We start from the raw sequence: 24,649 nt of genomic DNA on the forward strand, positions 1-24,649 counted from the left end.
AGTGTAGCACTATGTCGCGGGCATTGTCAAGGTTATCACAAAGTCGTTATCTGCTTTCACAGGCACAGAGCAACCCGCGTGCCAAAACCCCCAAAAGCAGCGCGTGCGTGCTATAATGATCGCACTGCCCCTCACGAGGTCCGAATGCGCCTGGTCTACACCGCCGATTTGCACGGCGACGCCGCCGCCTATCGCGCGCTGCTCGAATGGGCCGGCGCGAGCGACGCGCGGGCCGTGATCGTTGGCGGCGACCTGCTGCCGCACGCGATTGCGCTGGGCAGTGCGCTTGCGACGCAGCGCGCCTTTATCGGCGGAGAGCTGCGGCCGCTGCTGCGTGAGTTTCGCGCCCGGCAGCCCGATTGCGCAGTGTACCTGCTGCCCGGCAACGACGACTGGGCCGCCGCAATCGCCACGCTTGCCGAGCTTGAACAGGAGGAACTTGCCCACCTGCTCCACGAGCGGGTTTTCTTGCTCACCCCACGGGATGCGCCGCTGTGGCTGGCTGGCTACGGCTGTGTGCCGCCCACGCCGTTCAGCATCAAAGATTACGAGCGGCGCGACGACGGGCCGCTGCCGCCGTTCGATTTCGGCATGGCCTATGTAAGCCGCGGCGACGCGATTGTGCCGATTGGCCGGGCGGAGTTTGCCGCGCAGCCAAGCATCGCCGACGACATGGCCGCGCTGGCGCGACGCAGCGACCCGGCCCGCACGATCTATGTCTGCCACGCGCCGCCGGCCAACACGCCGCTCGACCAGCTGCCGCGCGGGCGGCACATCGGCAGCGCGGCAGTGCGGGCGTTTATCGAGCGGCACGCGCCGCCGCTGACGCTCCACGGCCACGCCCACGAATCGCCCGACGAAAGCGGGCAGTACGCAGCGCGCATCGGCCCGACATGGTGCGTAAATGCCGGCCACAGCGCCGGGCGCTTCCAGGCTGTCGCGCTCGACACCGACGACATTGGCGGCACGCTGGTGCATACGGTGTTTGGGCGGTTGAACGTTGAAGGTTAGAAGGTTCGCATGTGTGAAGGTTAGACCGAAGTGATCTCGGCTGCGAAGAAACTCATCGCACAACCTGCAACGTGCCAACTTTCAAACGTGCAACATGCTAAAGCGAACTTATGATGAAATACCTGTTCAACAGAAAGGCTCACAACGTGTTTAACGCGATAAGCGAAGTGCGTGAAGCGCTTGGCACCCAGCAATATATTGCCTCCGACGAGATCGCCACGGTGATGTTCCTGGCCGAAAAACTCGGCAAGCCAGTGCTGGCGGAAGGGCCGGCCGGCGTGGGCAAAACCGAGCTGTCGAAGGCGTGGGCTGGCGCGAGCGGGCGCGAACTCATTCGCCTGCAGTGCTACGAAGGGCTGGACGAAACCAAGGCGCTGTATGAGTGGGAATACGCCAAGCAGCTGCTCTATACCCAGCTGCTGCGCGACAAGCTGACCGACCTGCTGGCCGGCTCGAAGACGCTGGGCGAGGCCGCCGACCGGCTGGCCGCCGAAGAAGATGTCTTCTTCTCCGAGCGCTTTCTGCTGCCGCGCCCGTTGCTCAAGGCGCTCACCAGCGAAAAGCCGGTGACGCTGCTGATTGACGAGATCGACCGCGCCGACGCCGAGTTCGAGGCGTTTCTGCTCGAAATCCTGAGCGACTTCCAGGTGAGCGTGCCCGAGCTTGGCACGATCAAAGCGAAGCACCAGCCGATTGTGCTGCTCACCAGCAACAACACCCGCGAGCTTTCCGAAGCGCTCAAGCGGCGCTGCCTGTACATTCACATCGACTACCCCAACTTCGACTCAGAGCTGCAGATCGTCAACCTGAAGGTGCCCGGCCTGCCGCCGCGCCTGGCCAGCCAGGCCGTCGAGCTGGTGCAGCGCCTGCGCGGCATGGATCTGAAAAAGCACCCGAGCGTGTCGGAAACGATCGACTGGGCGCGCGCGCTGGTGGAGCTGAACGCCAAGCACCTCGACCGCGCCACAATCGATACGACGCTGAGCGTGCTGCTGAAATACGAGAGCGACCTGAACAAGGCGCGTCGGGAAGTCAGCCGCGACGGCAACCGCGGGCGGGCCAATTAAGTGTACACAGTGGGCAGTAGCCAGTAGGCAGTATCATTGAATTTCATAGATATTCATCGGTTCTGCCTACTGCCTAGTGCCTCCTGCTTACTGGAGCAGTTATGGACGATCGAATCATCCAGTTCATCGATGCGCTGCGCGGCGCGGGCGTGCGCGTTTCGGTGGCCGAAAGCGCCGACGCACTGCGCGCGATCGAGGCGACCGGCATCAACGATAAAGACCTGTTTCGCCTGGCCATGCGCGCCACGCTGGTGAAGGAAGCGCACGACATCCCCGAGTTCGAAAAGCTGTTTCCCAGCTTTTTCGGCACTGGCGCGCCGCCGATGCCCAACCAGCCCGGCGGCGGCATGTCGCAGGAAGATCGCGACAAAATGGCCGACATTCTTGAGCAGATGCTGCAAAACATGACGCCTGAGCAGCTGCGCGAGCTATTCGAGGCCATGATGACCGGCCAGAACATGAGCCGCGAGCAGATGCAGCAGATGCTGGAGCAAAGCACCAACCCCGGCCAGATGACCAACCCCTACTACCAGCCCTGGATGGCGCGGCGGGCCATGCGCGAGCTTGAGTTCGACCGGCTCGACGAGTTGTTGCAGGAGCTGATGGAAAAGCTGCGCGAGGCCGGGCTGAACGAAGAAACCATTCAGCAGATGGCCCAGGAAGCGCGCGAAAACCAGAACGCGCTGGCCGAGCAGATTGCGCAGGAGGTGGGCGCAAACATGCACCGCCGCGCCGCCGAAGAGCGCCGCCAGCAGCCGCCGATCGACGAGCTGCTCGACCGCCCCTTCGACCGGCTGCGCTACGACGAGATCGACGACATGCGCAGCGTGATCACGCGGCTGGCGGCGCAACTGCGCTCGCGCGCTGCCCTGCGCCAGCGGCGCGGCAACAAAGGCCAGCTCGACGCCAAGGCCACTATTCGCGCCAACCAGCGCTTTGCGGGCGTGCCGCTCGATGTGCGCCACAAGAAAAAGCACCTCAAGCCCAAGCTGACCGTGATTTGCGACCTTTCGACCTCGATGCGGCCAATCGTCGCATTCATGCTCATGCTGGTCTACGCGCTGCAGGATCAGGTCAGCCGTACGCGCTCCTACGCCTTTGTGTCCGATTTGCACGACATCTCAAACGACTTCAACGAGGCGCGGCCCGACCTGGCGATCGAGGCCGTGCAGGAGCGCATTCGCCCCGGCCACTACACCACCGACCTGGGCAACAGCCTGAAAACATTCGCCCGCGATCATATGGGTACGGTCGACCGCCGCACCACGGTCATTATCCTGGGCGACGGGCGCAACAATCACAAAGACCCGAACCTGCGCGACTTCGAAGATATCAAGCGGCGGGCACGCAAGGTCGTGTGGTTCAACCCCGAGCATCCGCGCATGTGGGGCAGCGGCGACAGCGACATGCTGGAATATAAGCCACTTTGCGATGTGGTTCACCGCGTCAGCAACCTGCGCGAGCTGGTAGCTGCCGTCGATTCGCTGTTCGTCACGCGGCGCTAGGGCGCGCGAAACGAGGTTTGACCAAACACGCCGCTATGCGCGAAATCGCGTAGCGGCGTGTTTGTGCATTATCAAATATAGGAGGCAGTTTTAGCCTTCGGCAGAGCGGTGCTTTACGATTAATACCAAATACGGGTGAACACTTATGGTATGGTCGGTTTGGGCCACCAGTGAAAGAGGGTGTGCGTGCGAATGATCTCCGGCTGCTCACGCAAGCGACGGCAGCGTTCTGTTTGTGCCTCAATCAAGGCGTCCAAATCACTGAAATGCTCATTCACCAGCGCTTCGTCGCTCAATGTCCACAACCGTTCGGCCGGCTGCACCTCCGGCGAATACGGCGGCTGAAACACTCCATGCACGCCTTGCGGTACTCCCACCTTACTGCTACTGTGCCAGCCGGCTTGATCGATCACCAGCACAATCTGTTTGCTCGGACCAGCCCCGACTGCAGCGGCAAACTCGGCCAGCACCAGCGTCCACACTGCCACCGCGACCCGTGGCAGCAGCAGCCAGAAACTCTCGCCCCGTTGCGGACAGACAAACCCATACAGGTAGGTCCATTTGTAACGCGGCTGAACCGTCACAAGTGGCCGCTGCCCTTTCTTGCACCAGACCCGCCGCAGGATCGGTTTGAGGCCGATGCGATGTTCATCCTCGCCCCAGACCTCCACGCTGGCGTCAGGATGCTCGGCTTGGATCTGGGCGACGGCTTGCGGAAGCGTTTTTTTTAAACTGCTCTTGCGCCTCAGTATCGGCCTTGATATGGCGCGGACGCGGGACATAGGAGCGATAACCAAGCTGCTGCAAGACTTCCCAGCCGCGTGGCGCGTGTACCTTTCGAGCGAGCTTGCTGCTCATCCAGTCGGCGACTTTCGGGCCAGTCCACACGCCACCATCGGGGGCAGGACCTTCGAGGGCTTTGTCGAGTTCGGCACGCAGGGCGGGCGAGAGCAGCGGAGCCTGGCCAGGGTTGTGATGACGGCGGTCGCCGACGTGGTCAGGACCATCGGCGTTGTAGCGGCGGACAATCGCGTACAACCAGGTCAACGAGTAACCACAGACCTGTGCGATTTCGGTAGGGGAACGGCCTTGGCTCAGCAACCAGAGCATCTGCCAATGACTGCGAGCGACAGGATCGGCGGCCTGGCGATAGCGCTGCCCGAGTTCCTCAACCGTCAGATGTTCAGCCAGTTTCAGTCGTCTCATGCTGTAAGTATACACCCGTATTTGGTATAAGGTGTGCCAATTTTGGCGCGAAGCGCCAAAATTGGCACGCAAAAATAAATTAGTACCTTGCTGCCGCAGGCTAACGGCTAGGCCACGCGGGCTACCGCGTAAGCACTGACAATTTATGGCTATTGCTACGTTCTTATTTGTAAGCTATTATTTTGCCTGTAACTTCTCGCCGCAACATAACGCGCTATTTCAAGCAGAAAGTGCGCCGCCATGGCTGATGGGTTGCACCAGCTTGGGAAATACCAGATCGCCGAAGAGCTTGGCGCGGGCGGCTTCGCCACGGTCTTTCGAGCCAACGACACTACGCTTGATCGCGAGGTGGCGCTCAAGATTCTGCACCCGCCGCTGCTGGCCGACCGCCATTTCGTGCAGAATTTCCGGCAGGAAGCGCGCACGCTGGCGCGCCTGCGCCACCCGCAGATCATCACGATCTACGAAGTTGGCGATATCGACGGGCGTTTGTTTATTGCCATGGACCTGGCGCGCGGCGTAAGCCTCGGCAAAGCGATTGCCGCCCGCCAGCGCATTCCGTGGAACGAGACGCTGGCCCTGCTCAAGCCAATTGCCGACGCGCTCGACTATGCCCACGCGCAGGGTGTCGTTCATCGCGATCTCAAGCCTTCCAACATCCTGATCGACTCCCAGCATGGCGCGCTGCTAACCGATTTCGGCTTTGCCAAGCTGCTGGCCGAAAATCCGGTCAGCGTTGCGATGAGCAGCGGGATTGTTGGCACGCCCGGCTATATCGCGCCCGAGGTGTGGGAAAACAACGCCGCCGACCCGCCCGTCGATATTTATGCGCTTGGCTGCATTGCCTGCGAGATGCTGACTGGCGCGGTGCTGTTCAAAGGCGCGACGCCCATTCAGGCCATGCGCGCGCATGATCGCGGGCCGCAGTTCCCGGCAGAATGGCCCACCGATGTGCCGCCTGCTATTGCCAATGCGCTGAGCACGGCGCTTGCCCGCGACCCGGCCGAGCGCTACCCAAATGCGGGCGCGCTCTGGCAGACGCTGTCGCGTTTGGGGCAAGCTGCCCCGGCTGCTGCAGTGGCGCTTCCGCCTGAAAGCGCCACCGTGCTGGAGAATGCAAAACCGACCGAGGTACAGAAAGTCCCGGCAGCCCCACCAAGTATAACGCCTGCCCCAAGCGTTTCCGCCGCCGAAGCCGAACGACCATTTGCGAGCCTGCCGCCCGCCGAAAACTCAGCGGCAGACCCAACGCCCAAAGTAGACCTAACGCCCACAACTGTTGCTTCAACTCGGCGCAGCTACCTGCCCCTGGCGCTCATGCTGCTGCCGCTCTCAATCGCGCTCGATATTGGTGGCGGCGAGCTGGTGAAACGCTTCCAGTTGCCACTCTGGCTCGACAATGGCGGCACCATTCTGATGGGCATGCTGTTTGGCCCCTGGCTAGCCGCGCTGGCCGCGCTGGCTGGGCGGGTGGTGTGGTGGCTGCTGGGGTGGAACGACGCTTCGCTCTGGTTTTCGCCCAGCGTAATTGCTACTGGCCTGCTGGCGGGTTTTGCTGGCCAGTTCGACCTGTTTCGCTCCAGCCCGCCCCGCTGGCTGTCGGCTGTAATTGGGGGCGTGCTGGGCTTTGGGATGCCGTTACTCGCGCTCCAATTCCTTAATATATCGCCCCATGAAGGGTCCTGGCCTTAGCTGCCAGCCGCGAGCGACCTTGTGGCAAATCACGGCTCGCTGCTTTTGGTGGCAACGGCTCTTGGTGCAGCGCTTGGTTTCTATCTGCTGAAGCAGATGGGCTATGCCGGATTGGCAGGCTTGAGCGTCGGTGCAGTCGCTGGAACTATAGCTGCACCATCGGAGGTTGTGCTCTTTGGTAGCGAGTTGGGCGGCAGCATTAGCGCAGCGCTCTTTGGTCAAAATCGTGTGTCCGACCCACTCGATAAATTGATTTTGTTTTTAATACTATTCTACGTTGTGCGCACGCTGCCGCGCCCACTGCTCCAGCGCTTCCCAAACACGCGCGCTCGTGAAGCTGTTGAAGCTGAGGAACAGGAAGTTTAACCACGTCATTCGCAATATTTCAGCTGAACACACAAATGCTACCAATCTTCTGCCCAACCTGCGACACCCTCATCCTTGACGCGCCAGCCTGCCCGGCGTGCGGCTGGCAGCGCCCCGCCGCGTCCGGCGATGCAGGCAAGGCGCTCTGGCGCGCTGAGCTGGGCCGGGCGCTGCCACGAAGCCAGGCTGCGGCGGTGGTGGCTGGCGAGCATTTCTGCGTGGCAAGCGATGATGGAGTGCTCGTTGCGCTGGATGCCGTCAGCGGCGCGGTGGTGTGGGGGCGCGTCGCCCCTGCGCGCCCGCGCCTGGTGCTGGCAACTGATAATACGCGCCTGTTTGTTGCCCCGATTGATATGCAACCCATCCCCGCGCCCGGCGCGGCGCTAATTGCGCTCGATGGCGCGACTGGCGGCGAGTTGTGGAAATTTCCGACTCCAGCGCACAGCATCTCAACGCCCTGCCCCGCAGATGGCGCGCTGTATTTCACGGCCTCGAATGGGCAGCTGTATGCGCTTGATGACAAAACTGGCGCGCTGCGCTGGTCGGTGGCGCACGGCGGGTGGGGCGACCAAGCGCCGGCAGTCGCGGCGGGCGTGGTGGTTGCGGGCGGGGCCGACAATGAGTTGCGTGCCTATGCGGCGAGCAATGGCGCGCAGCTTTGGCGCGTTGCTGCGGCAGCGCCATTCGCCGGGGCAATCCGCATTGCTGGCGAGATCGTGTACGCCAGCGCCTGGGACGGCAGCCTGCACGCGCTCGATCTCCGTTCGGGCGCGCTGCGCTGGCGGCTCGCACCCGAGCGCGGCGAAGGGCTGACGTCCGCGCCAGTTATTGACGAAGGGCGGGTATTTGTTGGCAGCCGGGTGTTTCTGGAGCGCGCGGCGCGAACCGGCAATGGCTACGCGCTGCTGGCGCTCGACGCCACGACTGGCAGCGAGCTGTGGCGCTTCAACACACCCAAATATATCACGCCCGCGCCGGCCGCCTCCGACGATACGGTATTGTTCTGCGTCGACAACGGCACGCTCCACGCGCTCCAAGCGGCGAACGGCCAGCCGCGCTGGCAGGCCACCCTGGAAAAGCGCGCCGTGGCTAGCCCACAGCTCAGCGGCGACGCCCTGCTGCTTGGCGACCGCGCCGGGACGATTTATGCGTTTCGCTGGCGCGCTGAACCCGCTACCGAGCTGGAAGACCCGCAAGCATATATACAGCGCGGCGAGTTCGAGCAGGCCGCCGAAGCCTACGCGCTGCGCGATGAGTTCGAGCCAGCCGCGCAGCTATATGCGCAGGAATTAGCCGAGCCACGCCACGCCGCCCAGCTCTACGAGCGCGCTGGACTGGCCGAACGCGCTGCGCAGCAGTGGGAACGAGCCGGCGATCCGCGCCGCGCCCGCGAGCTGTACGAGCGTAGCGGGCGCATGCTCGACGTTGCGCGTATGTGGGCCGACGCTGGCGAGTTGCTGCAAAGCGCGCAGCTCTACGAAGCGCAGGGCGAGCTTTTACAGGCAGCGGTGCTCTTCGAACAGTCTGGTGATCGCGGCAAGGCCGCAATGCTCTATCACCAGGCCGGCCACTACGACGAAGCTGTTCGCATCTGGCAATCGCTGGGCGACTGGGAGCGCCTGGCCGATGCCCTGGCCGAAGATTGCCAGTTCGGCGCAGCCGCCGACGTGCTGGCGCAGCACGGGCAGATCGAGCGCGCAGCACAGCTCTACGAGCAAGGCGAACAGCTTGCCCGAGCGCTGCGCCTGCGCGTGGAGTTAGGCCACTGGGAGCGCGCCGCCGACCTTGCGCTGCGCGTGGGCGAGTACGAGCAGGCTGGCGCGGCTTACGAGCATTTGAACCAGACCGTGCCAGCGGCGGGAGCCTACCAGCACGCGGCGAAAGCTCTTGCCAGCGCCACGCCCCCCGATGAGGCACGCATTGCGGAACTGTATGAGCGGGCGGCCCAACTGTTCAGCGCCGCATTCGAAGAAGAACAGGCATTGCTCTGCTGGCGCGAGGTGCGCCGCTATCGCCACCTGCCCGAAATCGTTGTTACGTGCGGGGCGCAGCAGGTTTTTGTGGAATTCGAGTGGAACACTCTGCTCATGCGCGTCGAAAATACGGGCTATGGGCCGGCTCTTGGCGTTCGTATTGCGCTGCGCGGCCCATTCGATGTGCGCGGCAACGACACGGTTGTGCGCCTCCCTGCCGGGCGCGTGCAGTCGCTCGAAATCTATGCGCGCCCGCACCGCGACGAATATGGTCCGAAAGTGCCGCTGGAAATTACTGTCGCCTACGCCGATGCGCGGGGCGAACAGTACCAAACGACGTATCACATTTCGATCCATGTGTTGAAGCAAGGTAGCGAGCAGCCCAATGCAACGCCATTGCAAATAGTTGTCGAAAGCGGCAGGCTGCCAACCGCGACAGGCACTTCAATTCCAACAGAGCAAGCGCAGAAGGAAAGGGATATGGCGAACGAGGAAGAGATTCTTCAGCAGGAACAACTGCTAAGCGCGCACCGCAATACACTGGCCCACCTGCTGCGCCAGAAAGCCCTGCACGGCTCGGCCTATGCGCCGCCAGGCGTGCTCACCGGCATCGACGAGGCGCGCGCCGAGATCGCGCGGATCAAAGCCGTGCTGCGCGGCTGGGGCATCGACGCCGACGACGCGCCCGACGACAGCGAAGCGCCTGCCCGTGCAGCGCAGCCAGCCGCCACATCCGCGCCACCAATCGACCGGCGCGCGCTGCGCGAGGCGATGATCGAGCACTTTAGCATGGAAGAGCTTGCGACGCTCTGCGAAGATATCGAGCAGGATCTTGCCGCAAACGGCATCGACCTGCGCGTGAACTTCGAGGATATTGCGGGCTACGGTAAAGAAGGCAAGGTGCGCGAGCTGATCGGCTACCTTGAGCGGCGCGGGCAGCTTCCCGCCCTGCTTGCAGCCGTGCGCAAGGAGCGACCGGGCGTGGTATAGCACACAAAAAGGCTGAAGGACGGTCGCCCGATCCTTCAGCCTTTTGCTGGCGCGTAACCGTACCCCCGATTCTGTTCGATGGCCGCCATCTCTCTCTGCGCCATGCGGCGCAGGCCGCTCCTGGCCTGATGGGCGCTACCCACCCTCACCGTTGCGGCGGCGATGCGAACGAGCGCGGTGGTACGAACGCCTTGCGGCTCCCACACGATAAGCCCGCCCCACGCACCTTGCTCCCCATCGGCCAGCGCAGTCGCCTAGCCGCCGACATCGCTGCCGACGCTGGTGCGCTTTTACCGCACCCTTTCACCCCTTACCAGCTTGCAGACGGCAGGATGCAGTCGCCAGCGGCGCGGGCTACTGCCAACTGCATTCTGCCGCCTGCAAACGGCGGGACTGCTCTCTGTTGCCGGCTTGCGTCGCGCTGCCGTTGCCAGCCGCGCGCCCCCGCTTGCTGTTTCGCGGGGTAGCCTTCCTTGCGAAGTTTTGAGGTGTGAATGTTGAATTTTGGGTTAGAAATCTAACTCAAAACTCAGCACTCAGCACTCAGCACTTCCCAAGGGCGAGGAGTCGGGAAGTTCCTCTGGGAAATCCCAGCGGCGGCGCGCTACGCGCCGGGCCGGACGAGCCGGCCACTGCGTGCATTATACTCTATCGCGGAAGCGGCCCTGCCGCTGGCCCGCCACCACTGCTATAATACGCGCACTGAGAAATTGCCGTGGGGCTGAAGCCCTCGGCTACACTCAGCGAAGGCCACCTTCGTGGCCTCTTCGAGCCCGCTCGTTATGGTGCTTTACAATGTAATCCAGACAGCCCGCGAAGGCGGGCTTTGCTGCAATGGAGCCTGCTGCTTTAGCGGCCGGGGCGAAAATGGCTGCCGGCTTGTTTTGTAAATCTTCATTACGGGCCGCGCCCTGCGAGCCACCGCGTAAGCCATATAGTTGAAACAATGGAGGAGCGCGCCATGAGCGAACTGCACGATCAAACCCTGCCCGGCGACGGCGATTTCTACCAGCTTACCAGCCTGCTGAGCGTCGAGGATCAGCAGATCCTGGCGCGGGTGCGTGAATTCATGGAAACGCAGGTCGCGCCAATCATCAACGACTACTGGGTGCGCGCGGCCTTCCCGTTCGACCTCATCCCCGGCATTCGCGACCTGAACGTCGCCGGTCTTTCTTACCAGGGCTATGGCTGCGCCGGCAAAAGCACGCTGCTCGACGGCTTTCTGTCCATGGAAATGGCGCGCGTCGACCCCTCGATCGCCACCTTTTTTGGTGTGCACAGCGGCCTCGCCATGGGCTCGATCTACCTGTGCGGCTCGGAAGACCAGAAGCAGCGCTGGCTGCCGCCCATGGCGCGCTTCGAAACGATTGGCGCATTTGGCCTGACAGAGCCCGACGTGGGTTCGGGTGTGGCTGGCGGCCTGGCCACCACCGCGCGCCGCGACGGCGACGGCTGGGTGCTGAATGGGCAGAAAAAGTGGATCGGCAACGCGACCTTTGCCGACCTCACGATCATCTGGGCGCGTGACGAGGCCGACGGCCAGGTCAAGGGATTTCTTGTCGAGAAGGGCACGCCCGGCTTTGCCACCGAAAAGCTCGAAGACAAGATTGCGCTGCGGGTGGTGCAGAACGCCCTGATCACGCTCACTGACTGCCGGGTGGACGACGAGCACCGCCTGAAGAATGCGCGCACCTTCCGCGACACCGCCGATGTGCTGCGCATGACGCGCGCGGGCGTGGCATGGCAGGCGGTTGGCTGCGCGCGCGGCGCCTACGAAAACGCGCTGGCCTACGCCAAAACGCGCCAGCAGTTCGGCCGGCCAATCGGGCGTTTCCAGCTTGTGCAGGACTTACTCGTGCGCATGCTCGGCAACATCACCGCCTCGGCCTGCATGGTCGCGCAGCTCTCGCAGATGCAGGATGCCGGCCGCATGAGCGACGAGCACGCCTCGCTGGCAAAAGCCTTCTGCACCGTGCGCATGCGCGAAACCGTGGGCTATGCCCGCGAGCTGATGGGCGGCAATGGCATCCTGCTCGAACATAACGTTGGGCGCTTCGTCGCCGACGCCGAGGCGATCTACTCCTACGAAGGCACCCGCGAAATCAACTCGCTGATCGTCGGGCGCGCAATCACCGGCTTCAGCGCATTTGTGTGAGCCAGGCACTTGCCTTTTACCACGAAGGCACGAAGACACGAAGAGTTGGGCGTATCGCATACGCCCTTCGGTGTTTGGGCGTATCGCATACGCCCTTCGGTGTTTGGGCGTATCGCATACGCCCTTCGGTGTTTGGGCGTATCGCATACGCCCTTCGGTGTTTGGGCGTATCGCATACGCCCCCCGTTTGACGCGCCGGCCCGCGCCCGCTATACTTGCGCGCCGTGAGCCAACACGCCCATCGCACACCGCTACGTCGCCGCCTGGTCGCCCTGCTGCCGCTGGCCGCGCTGCTCTACCTCGCGCTCGGCGGCTTTGTGCTGGCCGACAACGGCAGCAACCGCGGCGTCACCTTTGCGCCCGGCCAGCAGCCTGTCGCCTGGGCGGATGTGCCGCAGCTTGGCGTGAACCTGTACGGCATCCAGCACGAAGCCGACCCGGCCAACGTCACGCGCACGCTCGAAATGGCGCGCGACATGGGCGCGCGCTTCGCCCGCATTCAGATGCCGTGGGAAGATGTCGAGATCCATGCGCGCGGCGATTTCGAAGATCGGCGCAACCCGGCCGCGCCCCGCAGCGCCTGGCAGAAGTACGATTTCATCATGGCCGAGGCCGCGCGCGTGGGCATCGCGCCGATTGTGCGGCTCGACCGCCCGCCCGACTGGGCGCGCCCCAGGGCGCTTGCCTCGCCCGCATTCCAGGAGCGCAAGGCCATCAATGGCGCGGCCACCGGCCCGCCCGACGACTACGCCGACTATGCGAACTTCGTTAGTGCGGTGGTGCGGCACTACCAGGGGCAGATCCGTTTCATCCAGCTTTGGAACGAGCCAAACCTGATGGATGAATGGAACGGACAGCGCCCGTCGCCATCCGAATTTGTTGCGCTCATCAAGGCTGCCTACACAAGCGCCAAGGCTGCTGATCCCCAGATTGTTGTGCTGTTCCCAAGCCTTTCGCCCACCGACGGGCTCGACAAGACCGCGCCCTACACCGACCTCGATTTTCTCGACGAGGTTTACCAGCTTGGCGGCGGGCAGTTCTTCGACATCATGTCGGCGCAGGCCTATGGGCTCGGCCAGCCGCCCGACGAGCATCGCTACATCCGCCCGCGCACCGACAACTGGGCCCGCCCGATCGACTCGCGCATCGACGTGTCGCGGGTGGTGCTGCTGCGCGAGGTGATGGAAAATCGCGGCGACGCGGGCAAGGCGATCTGGATCAGCGAGTTCGGCTATGTCACCGACTCGCCCACTATTCCGCCCGAAAAGCGTTTCACCTGGGGCGCGCCGGTGACGCCCGCGCAGCAGGCCGAGTACACGGTTGGGCAGCTCGAACGCGCGCGTCGCGAGTGGCCCTGGCTGGGCGTGATGAATGTGTGGTTTCTGCGCTGGGGTGGCGAGCCGCCCGACCCACGCGACCCCACGCAGCAGTTCGCCATTCTCACGCGTGATTACGCCACCACGCCCGCCTACGATGCCCTGAAGGCGTACACGGCGCATGGCGCGGTGGCCGGGCCGGGCGCGCACGCCTGGAGCCACCCGGCTGTGCTGGCCGGCCCAGCGGCGAATATGTGGACCGTGCGCTTTGAAGGGACAGAGATCGCGCTGCGCGGGATGGCTGGCCCGGTCGAGGCTGCCATCGACGGCGGGGCGGCGCGGCCGATCAACCCAGACCCCGAGGGTGGCGCTGTTTCGCTCGCCAGCGGCCTGCCCGACGGCGAGCACACGCTGGTGCTGCGCAGCCCGAACGGCGCTCCCGCCGTGTTTCTGGTAGGGCGGGCGCAGCCGCTGGCCTGGCTGTGGGCGCTCGCTCCGGCGCTGCTGCTGGTGGCGCTGGCCGTGGTCGGGGCCTTGATCAGTTTGCGGGTTGCAGGTTAGAAGGTTCGCAGGTTACAAGTTAGAAGGTTTGCACGTTACAAGTTAGAAGGTTCGCGCGTTTGTAGACTGCCGCCGAGGCGTATTGCATACGCCCCGGCAACCTGCAACTTTCAAACTTTCAACCTGCAAATCACCGCGCCCAATCAAGCCCGCCGTGGTCGCCGGTCTGGTCGATGCGCCGCAAACTGCTGCCATCCGCATTCATGCGGTAGATTCCGCCGAGCGCCATCACCGCAGCTTGCTTGCCGTCGGGCGCAAACGCCACCATCGGCAGATCCTCGTAGAAGCTGGTGACGCGCCGCAAGCCGCTGCCATCCACATTCACCTCCCACAGATCCCACGGCAGGCCGTGCGCCTCAGCCGTTGCGGGCGCGAACAGGCTGGCGGCGCGCTCCAGCAGCGAGGGCGCGACGGCAGCCTTGGGCTTGCCCTGCGCATCGGTTTCTGGCCCGCCAATCGCCGAAACCATGATTTTCGTGCCATCGGGTGTGAAGCGCGGCGCGTAGAAGCCCTGGAAATCTTTGCCGCTAATCAGCTCACGCGGGTTGCTGCCATCGGGCGCGGCGACATTCAGCGTCATGGTGTAGCCGTCGGGGCTGAGCTTGAGGAAGGCGAGCTGTGTGCCATCGCGCGACAGCGTGGGGTCGAGCGCGTCGCGCAGAATGGGCGTGGGCGTGCCGCTCGCAAGATCGAAGCGCGCAATCGTCAGCTGGCGGTCGGCCGATGTGTCGCCCAGGCCAAGCGACACGCCATTCGCGGCAATCAAAACCGCCTGCCCATCCCGCGTCCAGGTGAACAGGCTGAGCAAGCCTTCTTTCGGCTGCCATGCGGCTTTCAGGTCGCTGCCGTCGGCGTTCATCACATACAGTGCCGAGGAAGGCAGCATGGTCGTGCTGTCGGCTGGCGGCGGCGCAATAGCCACAAAGGCGATGCGCTTGCCATCGGGTGAGAAGGTTGGGTATTCGGCGTAGTTGCCGTCGGGCAGTTGGGTGAGCTGCGTGGGCGCGCTGCCATCGCCGGCGCTGCGCCAGACATTCCCGCGCCGCGCAAACACAATCGGTGGCAGGGGTTCCTGCACGGTTGGCACGCTTCCGCCAGTGGTTTGCGCCTGCCCGGTGGGCTGAAGCGCCGGGCCGACCTGGCCAAATGTGCGGACATAGCGCACCAGCTGCCAGATCTGCTCGTCGCTGAAGCGCTCGCCCCAGGCTGGCATGGCCGAGTTCGGGAAGCCGTTCTTGATCCACAAAAACACCTGGCCGTCGCTATGCTTGCCCGGCACCATATGCTGCGTGAAATCGCCCGGGCGCGGGTTGAGCGACGCGCCAGCCGGGCCGTCGCCGCGCCCGCTTGCGCCGTGGCAGGGCGTGCAGTTCGCCACATAGATCTTCTGGCCGGCCAGGATCGTCGCCGCGTCATTCGGCAGCGGGTTGGTTGGGCCGCTGGCCTCGCCCGGCGCGGCAATCGCCAGCGTGAATGGCACCTGCACCTCGTTCTGGCCCACGCGCACCACCACCGTATCGACGCGCCAGCTGCCCGCCATGCTAAAGAACTGGCCGCGCGCCTGGAAGCGCCCCGCGCCAATCTGCTGCGCAACAACTTCGCTGATGCCCATATCCATATCCACCATCGAGAAGCGCAGGCGCAGGTCGGTGATGTCGGTGGGCTGGCCGGCTTCGTCGGTGACGGTCACATTCAGCACGCGCTGGCCAATCGACTGCTCGTCAATACGCAGCGTGACAGTGAGCCCATCGGTTTGCACGGTTTGCGTGCTGCCCGCCACAGGCTGCGACCGATCCGCCAGCCAGCCGCTGATGGCGATGCCGGCAATGACAATGGCGGCGATTGCGAAAAGGTGCCAGGAGCGCATGAACTTCCTCTTGGGTTTACGAGTTTACACGTTGCAGGTTGCAGCCGGGGCGTATCGCATACGCCTGCGTGTTGCAGGTTGCAGGTTTGCAGGTTTACAAGTTGTAGGTTTACAGGTTTACAGGTTGCACTCTGGACCCATAGGGTAGCCCGGCCGTATCGAAGGGTGCGGGTCTTGGTTCTGTGGTTCTTTGAAAGTTGCGGTTTATTGCCCAATCCCAAGACCCTAGACCCTAAACCCCTATGCTGTTGCAGGGTTTGAGTCCGCCCAACCTGTAACTTTCGAACATTTCAACTTTCTAACCAATACTCAGCTGCCAATGTAACAAAGCGAGCGAACACGCGGCCCCAGCGCGGGTCGGCCTGTTCCCACAGCTCCTCGGGGTGGCACTGCACGCCCAGCACAAAGCCGCGCCCGGTGCCTTCCACGGCCTCGACAATGCCGTCGGGCGCGCGCCCAACCACGCGCAGGCCCGGCGCGATGTCGCGCAGCGCCTGGTGGTGCAGCGTGTTGACGGTCAGATCGGCGGCGCCCAGGCACTCGGCCAGCCACGAATCCTCGGCCAGAGCAAGCGGGTGCGCAAGAAAACTCATGTCGCGCTGGTCGGTGGAAAGGCTGTGATTGAGCGTGTTTGGGCACTCGCTTGGGATGTCTTGAAACAGCGTGCCGCCCAGCGCGACATTCAGCAGCTGCACACCGCGGCAGATTCCAAACACCGGCTTGCCTTCGGCCACGGCGCGGCGCGCCAGCGCGATTTCGTTTTCATCCTGTATTGGGTTGGTCGGGCCGAGCTTGGGGTGCGGCGCGGCGCCATAGTGCTGCGGCCCAACGTCTTCACCGCCCGCGAACAGAAGCGCGTCGCAGTGCTCGTAGTGCGCCGCCAGCACCGCCGCGTCACGCGTCTGGTGGATCAGCGCGGGGATTGCGCCGGCCGCCTCAAGCGCGCGCAGGTAGCTGATCGCATTGCCGTTGGCGGGGGTGAACCACGAATCGGGGTAGCTGCTGCACGGAATGCCGACAATCGGGCGTGGGTTGGGCTGTGCCATTGCGCACCTCGGAAGTTGAGAGGATATGGCTCATGATACCATAGACATAGATACCCGCCCACCAACGCACGCGAGCCGTCGATATCGACGGCTCGCGCAGCGCATGAAGCACCCATCAGCGGGTTCTGAACTTGTTGGGTGGCGCTAGAGTGCTGGCGCGCCTACGGTGCAGCTTTCCACAAAATCGCGGAACAGCGCCTGCCAGCGTGTGTCGGCCGCGCCTTGTAGCGCCTCGGGGTGGCACTGCACGCCCACCAGGAAGCCCTCGCCCGCGCCCTCAATCGCCTCGACGACACCGTCGGGCGCCCAGCCCACCGCGCGCAGCCCGGGAGCAAGGTCTTTCAGCGACTGGTGGTGCAGCGAGTTGGTCATGATGCAGTTCGAGCCGAACAGATTTGCCAGCTTCGAGTCTGGCTCGAGCCGCAGCTCATGCGCCATGTACGTCCAGTCCTGGCGGGTGAACGAGCTGTCGTGCACAAGCTGTGTGTGGATCTGCGAAGGAATGTCCTGGAACAGCGTGCCGCCCATCGCCACGTTAATTACCTGCGAGCCACGGCAGATGCCCAGCAGCGGCTTGCCTTCCTCGATCGCCCAGCGCGCCAGCGGCAGCTCGATCTCGTCGCGCATCGGGTCGGTTGGGCCAAGGCCGGCCTGCGGCTGCTCGTTGTAGAAGCGCGGGTCGATGTCGCCGCCGCCCGAGATCAGAATGCCGTCCATGCGATCATAGAGTGCGCGCAGCACCTCAATGTCTTCGAGCACCGGGATGATCAGCGGCAGGCCGCCAGCGGTGATAATGGCGTCGGTGTAGTTTTTCCGCAGGAAATTCGCGGGTGGGCACCAGTCGCGGTCGCGAAATGCGCCGCACGAAATACCGATGTAGGGCTTCATGCACCCTCCTCGTCCAATACGATTTGCCCCGGCCCGATGGGCCAGGGCAATGTTTGTGATATATTATACCACGCGTCTTTCTTCACAGAATGACAATGCCGTCACCTCATGCGATGCGCTGCTGAGCAACCTGCTTCAGCGCGCCAAAGCTCACCAGCTGGCGCTGTTCTTCGTCCCACAGGTTCAGCCGCAACGACTTAAAGCTCGACCACAGCGTGATCGTCGTAACGTCCATAAACTCGGGGTTTTCCTGCATGCAGCGTTGCAGCGCGTAGTTCGGGATGCGCGAGCTGAGGTGGTGAATGTGGTGGAAGCCGATATTGCCGGTGAACCACTGCAGCACCTTGGGCAGCTTGAAGTAGGAGCTGCCACGCAGCGCGGCGGTGGCGTAATCCCATTCTTCGTGCTCGGCCCAGTAGGTGCCTTCGAACTGATGCTGGATGTAGAACATCCAGATGCCACCCAGGCCGGCGAAAAACGCCACTGGCAGCTGAATCATCAGGTAGGCCGGGATGCCGATTGTGGCCCACATCACCAGCAGAATCACGAGGATCGCCAGGTTCGAGAAGTACACGCTCAGGCGCTCGCGGCGGCGCGAGATCGGGTTGACAAAGCGCTGTGAGATCAGGAAGGTGTACCACGGGCCAATGCCCAGCATCACCACCGGGCTGCGGTACAGGCGGTATTTCAGGCGGTCCCAGCGCGACAGCTCAAGGTATTCGCGCACGGTCAGCGTGTAGATATCGCCAACCCCGCGCCGGTCGAGGTCGCCCGAGGTGGCATGATGCACGGCGTGCTCGAAGCGCCACTGGTAGTAGGGTGTGAACACGCACAGCCCACAGATGATGCCAAGAATATTGTTTGCGCGCTGGCTCTTGAAGAACGAGCCGTGGCCGCAATCGTGGAACAGAATAAAGATGCGGGTGAGCAGGCCGCCGGCCGGCACCGCCAGCAGCAGCGTCAGCCAGTACGACACGCCAAGCGACAAGTACATGACGTAGAGAAGCACTACGTAGGGAATAAACGTGTTCGCGACCTGCCAGAGGCTGCGGCTCAGCTTGGGTTGCTGATACGGCGCGACGACTTCCTGCCAATTCTTTTTACGTGTGGGGGGGCTAGCGTCTGCGGAACTATGCATGTTTCCTCCACTATACTTGGGACATTGCATCATCAATTGAATGCAGGCGCATTGTACTATAGTTATGCCCAGACGATTTGTTCAGTGTGTGGGCAATCGATTGGCGCTTGCGGCGCGCGGCTGGCAACCCATCTCACGCAGGCCACGCTCAGGGAATAGTCGTTCCTGGCGCGACAAAACCCGATTCCTGAATGGTCGGGTGGCGCCGGAGAATGCTGGCGATCTCGTTGTGCTGCTCGGCGCTCAACCGTAGTGCGTTCCCTTCGCCGGGCTTCTCGCGGGCTAAAAACGTCCCTGCCTGCGAATCCCGCGCAAACACGCCGAGCGTTTCCTTCACCTTTGCGGGGGATAAGCCGCAGTAGGCGAAAATGCTGGTGAGAACTTCTTCGCGGTGGGCGTTCAGGTCGACATAGCGCGCGGCGAGCACGGGGTAGCCTTGCGCATGTTTTGCCAGATACCACTCCATCGTCGCAAGCCACCAGAGCGCAAGGAACTGCACCATCGTAATTTCGGTCGTGCCCGGCTCAAGCAGATCAATCAAGTGCGTGCCGTCGTAGGCATACAGCACCTCAAATGCCCAGCGCAGTTCTTCGATTGGAATGAGGCTTGGTGGCCCATTCTGCGTGAAGACGCGGTAGAACGAGGTGACCCACCCAACGGCATCGCGGTAGAGAAAGAGGTTGCGCACCTGTGGAAAGGTTACCTGGAACAGATCGAGTATCTGCGTGCCTTCGCTGCGGAGTTTCAAGGCAGCAGTTGCGGGCGTCTTCCGTGCAGTGGGCTTGAACAGAACGCGCACCGTACAATCCAACAGCTCGCGCAGCGTACTCTCGTCATAGACACCTCGCAAATGCACAAACTGCGTCGCCACGTCCGGCTCCGATAGGCTGAGCAAGCTATCAAGTTCGTTTAAAACATGGCTCAGCAGAGTCGAGCCGCAGCGCCCAGTCATGGAGATCATGATCAAGTTCTCGACTTTTGGCAGGTCGTGCGCGAGGTGGATGAAGCTGTCGTAGGGCACGGCAATCAGGCGCTGGGCCTGTTCGTACTGGGTCTGGTAGACGAACGGAACCCGGGAGAGGTCAACGTCTGGCGGTAGCTCAGCAAAGATTGCGCGCTTTGATGCATCGTCAAGGCAATACAGGCTGATATTTGGGCTGGCGCGCACCGCTTCTGGGCTGACCTCATCGCCTTCTGAAACGCTGAAATCCGCCAGACTGGCAAGGAAACCCGCGCCGCGCCGCTCGCGCTTCTCGATGGTGAGGGAGTGTGCGGTCATATGTACCTCTGCTATCTCATCGCTGCGCCTCATGATACGGAACATGTCAACGCGCTTCGCAACAAGCGCGCATTATTTGGCGTATAATTTGGGTAGCTTCTGGATCGAGTGCGAACGATAAGAAAGGTGCCTGGCATGCCTTTTTGCCCGCAGAATGGGGATATCTCTTAACTCCGTTCCCATTGCTCCCATTGGGTTCCACTGGCTTCGGCCCTGAGTCCGGTCCCTGCCCATCTGGTGTATCATCCTCAAGAGCAAGCGGTGTATCTATTCCCCACCAGTGCAAGGTAGCCTTCGGTTTTCCCGCATCGCCATGAACACTCACTGTAACGTTAAGCGCGTCAATCACCCTGCGCTTCTTCTCGACGGTATCGGCATTTTGTAAGCCTTCCCGAACCTGGTCTCGGTACTCCCAGAATATTACAAGTGACTCGTCATCGGGAACGGGTAAGAGCGTTGAACTTAAAACCCTGACCTTCTCGACACCTTCCGCAATGGCCTCGTCCAAGCGAGCCAAGACGTTGTGTAGCGCCGTCTTCGCGCTCGTTGCTTCCTTTGGCAGACTGGCCATCTCTAACCACAGATTTTCCTGCTTGGTGCGCTGGTCGGCAAGAGTGTGCTCCAGATCGGCAATCTTAGCCTCTGTTGCCGCGTTCTCGCGTCGGCGCTCTGCTTGTGCTTCTTGGAAGCTTGCTAGAATTGCATCAGGGTTCTCGTAAAGTGCCTCGACAAAGCGCCAGACCGCGTTATCCAGCTTATCTCGGGGAACCGATGGTAACGGGCATCGTTCCTCTTTTGCTAGATAGCTAAGGATGCTCTTTGAACAGATATAATAGGCAAAAGGACGCCCTTTTGAGCTGCGCATCGAGGGGGTGACAATATTATTTCCGGGTCGCCCTCGATTGGCGCAATGCTCACATCGTATGATGCCGGCCATAAGGAAGGTTTGCCGATACGCTCCACCGTCACGAAGTACCGAGACATGACCGGCAAGAGCTTCTTGCGCTGCATCAAAGAGAGCGCGGTCAACAATCGCAGGCAGGGGAACGGGTATCCATTTCTCGCGGGGATTGTACTGGAGATCTTTGCCGTGCGTTCCGGTCGTGCGATTTAGCCAAAGTGTGCCGGCATACGCTTCATTCTTTAAGATGCGGTGAAGGATTTTTGGTGTCCAGATGCCGTAATCTTTTCGTTTGCCCTTCTGCATATTAGCTGCTTGGGATGGGGTAGGAACACCCTCTTTCGTAAGGTCACGGGCAATAGCAAGGATTGCGCACCCATCAGCTACTTCTTTGAAGATGCGGCGGATAGTGACCGCTGCCTCCTCGACAATATGATAGCGGGTCTCCTTGCGGTCTCCGCTTTTAACATAGCCGTAGAGAGTCGGACCCTGGCCCGGCTTGATACCGTCTTGAACCAAGGCTCGCCGCCCGTTTTTCATAACTTCCTTGGCTTTGGTCCCCCAATATTGATTGCCCACAGCCTCCATGAGCATAATAAACTCGCCCTCGGGGGAGTCATAGTCAACCCGGCCACGGCTGACAAAGTGCAGGTTAACCCGATAGCGCCGCAGTAACTCACTGCTTATCCGGCCGACCACGAAGACGGTACGTGCAAGCCGGTCGCCCGAGAGGCAGACAAGGGTATCAGCCTCTCTATTGGCGATCATCTGGCGGACTTTGTCAAAGCCTGGGCGCTCGAACTCATAGCCGGTGTAATCGTCACGTATTTCCGCAACGACCGTAAACCCTTGCGTCCTTGCGTACTCGGCGCAGCGGCGTATCTGGTCGTCGGGGGATGACCCCTTGTTCTGCTCGTCAGATGAAACCCTGGCATAGAGAATAGCTCGCGTCATGAGTTTCCCTCCATAGATGCACGCATTAGACGTATCGTGCGACACGGTAGTTGCTTATGACGAATGGCTTTTCGTCTCCTGATGCGCGTGAAAAGAGCGGAGCGCCGGCGCTATACAGGTTTTTCGCCGCGAACGCTTTTATCCATAGTGGGGAGTCTCTTGAAGATGGGCGGCGAAAGCCGTGACGCGAAGTCCCGCTTATGCGGGATCTGAGCGGCATATTCACCCTTCTCAAGAGGGGGACCCGCTATAGTAGCGTGAAGCGAAAGCGAAAAACCCTAAAAGCCAAGCGAAGCGACAGTGCTCCTTAGCGTGTCACAGTCGCCTTGAGTGCTTGTGCTGTAGCTTGTCCGTTGGTGTTGACCTCGTCCATTGCAGCATCAGCCAGTGCATCGGCATCTGCCTGTGTTGAGGCACACTGATAGACACGGCCATAGAGCGAACTTCGCTCGGCACAGAATGTGAGTACTGGTGGCGGCGGAGGAAGCGGAGTTGGTAACGGCACTGCGTCTGTGGGAACTTCTGTAGGCCGCGGCGTGGCTGTTGGTTCAATGGTCGGCGATGGGGTGCTGGTTGCACTCGCTGCGGCAGTTGCCGTCTGAGTTGTGGTAGCAGCTAGCATAGGCGCTCCCCTTGGCGCTGGTTGTGTTCTTCCTGCTAAGAGGACAAGCGCAATCGCCCAAGCCGTAACGACAACCGCCCCGACGACAATTCGCAAAAGGGATGGCGGCTTGAAATCACGCTTAGGATTAGTTGCAGGATGGGGCGCTTCCTCGACGCTACTTGGTGCACCAACCGCTTTCATAGATGCGTCAAGCGTGGCTTGTACGGGGTCAGGCTCATTCTCGTCCCGAAGGCCAATGATTTTTCCGGCCAAGTCGCGGATTGGTATTGAACGGCTCATAGCTACCTCACTTCGGTAAACCGGTAGTGCCACTTTGGGTCGTCAACTGACACAACAAGCCCGGCTGCCTTCCATTCCCTGATGCGCTCTGAGGCTTCGCTGTGCTGGCATGAAAGGGCCGTCTCAAGGTCTCGGCGCATCCAAGCACCCTCTCCCAAAACATTGCGCGCGGCGATATAGTTCTGGCGAGCAGGCGTAGAGAGGCGAGTAAGAGCTGATTGGCTACCTGCTTCAACTCCTGCTTTTACCTGGGCTCTGGATTGCACAGCTACAGGCTCTGGCTGTGGCAAAGCAGCTTGTGATAAGTTGGGTATTTCGTTGTATGCTGCGATCAGTTGATTAACCGTGCCTCGGTAGCGTTCCTCAATCTCAGGCTCACTCTCAAGCCCAAGCCTAAGTTCTGCGTTGTACATCGCACTGTAGCCTTGGGACACTTGATAGAGTGCCTGGTGCGTAAGCTTCTCAGAGGTCATCAGAAGCCCTGCAAGCTCTGGAATACGCGAGACCGCACTACCAGCTAGTTCCGCGTTGAGAATGGCCCTTGCGCGGGCGATCATCGCCTTATACGACAAATCTTCAAGCTGTTGCATCCGCTCGATTTTCCTCACCTCCCGTGCTTGATGAATCTGGATAAGCCATCGCTCGGGCGTTACGACCGTCCAGGCAAGGGATGGAACGAGGATGAAGCCGATCAGACAAAAGACAGTGACAGGGCCTGCAAGGCCGTTATCTGCAACAACTGTTTGACTTGCCCACCATGAACCTATCCAGAGCCTGGCGTACCACGTCATATAGAGCGCAGCCCCGAGTATGAACCAGAAGCCGACAGTACCCCATTGGGTTTTTTGAAGAAGTTGGCCAGCTGGTGTTGTCGGAACGAGGATCGACCAGAAAAGTGGAATGATAAGCGCACTCATCACAGTAAGTGCGAGGGCCACAAAGGTCTGCGGCGCAAGCTGTGGAAGGGGAGGAGCTATTAGGCTGAAGTACAGGACACCCCAAAACACTAGGGACGCTCCCAGACAAAAAAGCGCAATCCAGTCAAGGATGCTCATTGACGTTGTGCGCCGACGTGTATCACTCCAGTTTGGAACCTGCGATACCACATGTCACCTCCGCTGCCCACATACGAGGTTTCATTAATGAGGGTTTATTAGCGGTTAATTCTACCACCACTTGTAGAGAAGATCAAATATTAGTGAGACTTCGCTAATGAGCGTTTGGTATTATGCTAAGATTGGGGTTATGAGCGTGCGGCTTCGTGTGCGTGAACTAGCAGAAGAACGCGGAATGAACCTTGCGACATTTCAGCGCGAGGCTAAGCTTGGTGTATCTACGGCGCGTCGGTTGTGGCATAACACGAGTGATGGGAACCCAAAGGGGCCGCCGCTTCGGCGATTAGACTACGATTCACTCGAAGCCCTGTGCCGCTTTTTTGAAGTTACTCCAAGCGAACTTATAGAAATCGCCGACGACTAGGTCAGCGCACGCGCCGACGTAGGTATCTGCGCTCCACCCACGGGCCTCCCCCTGACTGCTCTAGGCGGCGCGCGTTAAATGCCCTCCAGACATCTTCTGGTAGCTCTACAGTTTCGCCGGAAGCGAGGGCCTGGTCTATGCGTTCCCTGAGCGGCTCTGATGGTTGCTGCCCCAAGACCAGGATGTACCAGTCCATAGCCGGCATGAGGGCTGTACGGTACAAAGAAAGTTCGCATGGTTCGGTATGGATAATATCGCGGGTGGTTTCATAGGCGATGTTCGAGGTCAGTTCATTGGGGAAGCGAGCAGCCTTACGATACTCAGGTAGCTGCGTTTGTTTCTCTTTCGGAC

General features: G+C 61.5%; 18 protein-coding genes. 9 read left to right on the forward strand and 9 right to left on the reverse strand.

Annotated features, from left to right (window positions below):
* The first annotated feature begins 144 nt into the window (after positions 1-144).
* The 3 genes from M1P90_RS28135 (at position 145) to M1P90_RS28145 (ending at position 3,583) form a co-directional block, all read left to right on the forward strand.
* A complete protein-coding gene (locus M1P90_RS28135) occupies positions 145-1,011 on the forward strand; it encodes a metallophosphoesterase family protein (RefSeq protein WP_483699009.1) in 867 nt (288 codons plus the stop codon).
* Between the two features lie 146 nt (positions 1,012-1,157).
* The gene (locus M1P90_RS28140; protein WP_483699010.1) at positions 1,158-2,078 is read left to right on the forward strand and encodes an AAA family ATPase; all 921 of its coding nucleotides are present in this window, start codon (positions 1,158-1,160) and stop codon (positions 2,076-2,078) included.
* A 101-nt stretch (positions 2,079-2,179) separates the two neighbouring features.
* A complete protein-coding gene (locus M1P90_RS28145; RefSeq protein WP_483699011.1) occupies positions 2,180-3,583 on the forward strand; it encodes a vWA domain-containing protein in 1,404 nt (467 codons plus the stop codon).
* Positions 3,584-3,726: 143 nt separating this feature from the next.
* Here the strand turns inward: M1P90_RS28145 and M1P90_RS28150 are convergent, their stop codons facing one another.
* Together M1P90_RS28150 and M1P90_RS28155 are read right to left on the reverse strand one after the other, a co-directional pair.
* Positions 3,727-4,254, reverse strand: a complete 528-nt coding sequence (locus M1P90_RS28150; RefSeq protein ID WP_483699012.1) for an IS630 family transposase — start codon at positions 4,252-4,254, stop codon at positions 3,727-3,729.
* A 7-nt stretch (positions 4,255-4,261) separates the two neighbouring features.
* Positions 4,262-4,789, reverse strand: coding sequence for a winged helix-turn-helix domain-containing protein (locus M1P90_RS28155; protein WP_483699014.1), 528 nt, complete (start codon positions 4,787-4,789; stop codon positions 4,262-4,264).
* A 240-nt stretch (positions 4,790-5,029) separates the two neighbouring features.
* Between M1P90_RS28155 and M1P90_RS28160 the strand changes: the two genes are divergently transcribed.
* From M1P90_RS28160 to M1P90_RS28180, 5 genes are all read left to right on the forward strand, one after another.
* Positions 5,030-6,481 (forward strand): serine/threonine-protein kinase, encoded by a 1,452-nt coding sequence (locus M1P90_RS28160; protein WP_483699015.1) that lies wholly within the window; start codon positions 5,030-5,032, stop codon positions 6,479-6,481.
* 21 nt (positions 6,482-6,502) lie between these two features.
* Positions 6,503-6,847 carry a hypothetical protein gene (locus M1P90_RS28165; RefSeq protein WP_483699016.1) on the forward strand — a complete coding sequence of 115 codons (345 nt, stop codon included), beginning with the start codon at positions 6,503-6,505 and terminating at the stop codon, positions 6,845-6,847.
* 35 nt (positions 6,848-6,882) lie between these two features.
* Positions 6,883-9,810: an outer membrane protein assembly factor BamB family protein gene (locus M1P90_RS28170; protein ID WP_483699018.1), complete on the forward strand. Its 2,928-nt coding sequence runs from the start codon at positions 6,883-6,885 to the stop codon at positions 9,808-9,810.
* A gap of 961 nt (positions 9,811-10,771) precedes the next feature.
* Positions 10,772-11,965: an acyl-CoA dehydrogenase family protein gene (locus M1P90_RS28175; RefSeq protein WP_483699019.1), complete on the forward strand. Its 1,194-nt coding sequence runs from the start codon at positions 10,772-10,774 to the stop codon at positions 11,963-11,965.
* A 224-nt stretch (positions 11,966-12,189) separates the two neighbouring features.
* On the forward strand, positions 12,190-13,842 hold the full coding sequence (locus M1P90_RS28180; RefSeq protein ID WP_483699020.1) for a polymerase: 1,653 nt from the start codon (positions 12,190-12,192) through the stop codon (positions 13,840-13,842).
* Positions 13,843-13,972: 130 nt separating this feature from the next.
* On the opposite strand, the gene M1P90_RS28185 is transcribed toward M1P90_RS28180, so the two are convergent.
* From M1P90_RS28185 to M1P90_RS28215, 7 genes are all read right to left on the reverse strand, one after another.
* Positions 13,973-15,709, reverse strand: coding sequence for a c-type cytochrome (locus tag M1P90_RS28185; RefSeq protein ID WP_483699022.1), 1,737 nt, complete (start codon positions 15,707-15,709; stop codon positions 13,973-13,975).
* Between the two features lie 290 nt (positions 15,710-15,999).
* Positions 16,000-16,755 carry a gamma-glutamyl-gamma-aminobutyrate hydrolase family protein gene (locus tag M1P90_RS28190; protein WP_483699023.1) on the reverse strand — a complete coding sequence of 252 codons (756 nt, stop codon included), beginning with the start codon at positions 16,753-16,755 and terminating at the stop codon, positions 16,000-16,002.
* Between the two features lie 144 nt (positions 16,756-16,899).
* The gene (locus tag M1P90_RS28195; RefSeq protein ID WP_483699025.1) at positions 16,900-17,643 is read right to left on the reverse strand and encodes a gamma-glutamyl-gamma-aminobutyrate hydrolase family protein; all 744 of its coding nucleotides are present in this window, start codon (positions 17,641-17,643) and stop codon (positions 16,900-16,902) included.
* A 106-nt stretch (positions 17,644-17,749) separates the two neighbouring features.
* The gene (locus M1P90_RS28200; protein ID WP_483699026.1) at positions 17,750-18,781 is read right to left on the reverse strand and encodes a fatty acid desaturase; all 1,032 of its coding nucleotides are present in this window, start codon (positions 18,779-18,781) and stop codon (positions 17,750-17,752) included.
* 148 nt (positions 18,782-18,929) lie between these two features.
* The gene (locus M1P90_RS28205) at positions 18,930-20,105 is read right to left on the reverse strand and encodes a hypothetical protein (protein WP_483699027.1); all 1,176 of its coding nucleotides are present in this window, start codon (positions 20,103-20,105) and stop codon (positions 18,930-18,932) included.
* Between the two features lies 1 nt (position 20,106).
* Positions 20,107-21,915: a recombinase family protein gene (locus M1P90_RS28210; RefSeq protein ID WP_483699028.1), complete on the reverse strand. Its 1,809-nt coding sequence runs from the start codon at positions 21,913-21,915 to the stop codon at positions 20,107-20,109.
* A gap of 906 nt (positions 21,916-22,821) precedes the next feature.
* Positions 22,822-23,874, reverse strand: a complete 1,053-nt coding sequence (locus tag M1P90_RS28215; RefSeq protein WP_483699030.1) for a hypothetical protein — start codon at positions 23,872-23,874, stop codon at positions 22,822-22,824.
* 190 nt (positions 23,875-24,064) lie between these two features.
* Between M1P90_RS28215 and M1P90_RS28220 the strand changes: the two genes are divergently transcribed.
* Positions 24,065-24,298 carry a helix-turn-helix domain-containing protein gene (locus tag M1P90_RS28220; RefSeq protein ID WP_483699031.1) on the forward strand — a complete coding sequence of 78 codons (234 nt, stop codon included), beginning with the start codon at positions 24,065-24,067 and terminating at the stop codon, positions 24,296-24,298.
* The last annotated feature ends 351 nt before the right edge of the window (positions 24,299-24,649 follow it).

This window comes from Kouleothrix sp. 19917 (assembly GCF_057073505.1).

What these genes read in the sequence shown, in the direction of transcription:
- M1P90_RS28215 (WP_483699030.1), bottom strand. Translation starts at nt 23,874, where the DNA reads ATGAGCATCCTTGACTGGATTGCGCTTTTTTGTCTGGGAGCGTCCCTA.
- M1P90_RS28220 (WP_483699031.1), top strand. Translation starts at nt 24,065, where the DNA reads ATGAGCGTGCGGCTTCGTGTGCGTGAACTAGCAGAAGAACGCGGAATG.
- M1P90_RS28170 (WP_483699018.1), top strand. Translation starts at nt 6,883, where the DNA reads ATGCTACCAATCTTCTGCCCAACCTGCGACACCCTCATCCTTGACGCG.
- M1P90_RS28175 (WP_483699019.1), top strand. Translation starts at nt 10,772, where the DNA reads ATGAGCGAACTGCACGATCAAACCCTGCCCGGCGACGGCGATTTCTAC.
- M1P90_RS28200 (WP_483699026.1), bottom strand. Translation starts at nt 18,781, where the DNA reads ATGCATAGTTCCGCAGACGCTAGCCCCCCCACACGTAAAAAGAATTGG.
- M1P90_RS28210 (WP_483699028.1), bottom strand. Translation starts at nt 21,915, where the DNA reads ATGACGCGAGCTATTCTCTATGCCAGGGTTTCATCTGACGAGCAGAAC.
- M1P90_RS28155 (WP_483699014.1), bottom strand. Translation starts at nt 4,789, where the DNA reads ATGAGACGACTGAAACTGGCTGAACATCTGACGGTTGAGGAACTCGGG.
- M1P90_RS28185 (WP_483699022.1), bottom strand. Translation starts at nt 15,709, where the DNA reads ATGCGCTCCTGGCACCTTTTCGCAATCGCCGCCATTGTCATTGCCGGC.
- M1P90_RS28205 (WP_483699027.1), bottom strand. Translation starts at nt 20,105, where the DNA reads ATGTTCCGTATCATGAGGCGCAGCGATGAGATAGCAGAGGTACATATG.
- M1P90_RS28145 (WP_483699011.1), top strand. Translation starts at nt 2,180, where the DNA reads ATGGACGATCGAATCATCCAGTTCATCGATGCGCTGCGCGGCGCGGGC.
- M1P90_RS28195 (WP_483699025.1), bottom strand. Translation starts at nt 17,643, where the DNA reads ATGAAGCCCTACATCGGTATTTCGTGCGGCGCATTTCGCGACCGCGAC.
- M1P90_RS28190 (WP_483699023.1), bottom strand. Translation starts at nt 16,755, where the DNA reads ATGGCACAGCCCAACCCACGCCCGATTGTCGGCATTCCGTGCAGCAGC.
- M1P90_RS28160 (WP_483699015.1), top strand. Translation starts at nt 5,030, where the DNA reads ATGGCTGATGGGTTGCACCAGCTTGGGAAATACCAGATCGCCGAAGAG.
- M1P90_RS28135 (WP_483699009.1), top strand. Translation starts at nt 145, where the DNA reads ATGCGCCTGGTCTACACCGCCGATTTGCACGGCGACGCCGCCGCCTAT.